Origin of the sequence: Limosilactobacillus reuteri subsp. simiae (assembly GCF_020784875.1) — a bacterium.
GTDB classification, from domain to species: domain Bacteria; phylum Bacillota; class Bacilli; order Lactobacillales; family Lactobacillaceae; genus Limosilactobacillus; species Limosilactobacillus reuteri_H.
Genome location: NZ_JAJGUI010000088.1, coordinates 1 through 357, shown reverse-complemented (window position 1 = coordinate 357; position 357 = coordinate 1). Strand labels below are relative to the sequence as shown.

2 tRNA genes are annotated in these 357 nt (G+C 38.4%); both read left to right on the top strand.

The window, feature by feature from the left end:
* The first annotated feature begins 63 nt into the window (after window positions 1-63).
* A tRNA-Ile gene (locus LMC10_RS02135) sits at window positions 64-138 on the top strand.
* 3 nt (window positions 139-141) lie between these two features.
* Window positions 142-214: transfer RNA gene (locus LMC10_RS02130), tRNA-Ala, on the top strand.
* The last annotated feature ends 143 nt before the right edge of the window (window positions 215-357 follow it).

The window sequence follows — 357 nt, the reverse complement described above, 5'->3', positions numbered from 1 at the left end:
AGAAACTTTGTTTAGTTTTGAGAGGTTTACCTCTTAAAACTTTAACCTATAAGACGCTTATTTGGGCCTATAGCTCAGCTGGTTTAGAGCGCACGCCTGATAAGCGTGAGGTCGATGGTTCAAGTCCATTTAGGCCCATATGGGGAATTAGCTCAGCTGGGAGAGCACCTGCTTTGCAAGCAGGAGGTCATCGGTTCGATTCCGTTATTCTCCATTATCAACCATAAGGTTGATAGAGTTTGTACTTTGAAAACTAAATACTATCTAATTTCTTTATTAACAAAACAATAAACCGAGAACACCGCGTTATTTGAGTTTTAATTAACGAATTATAATCGCTAACTCAATTAATCAGAC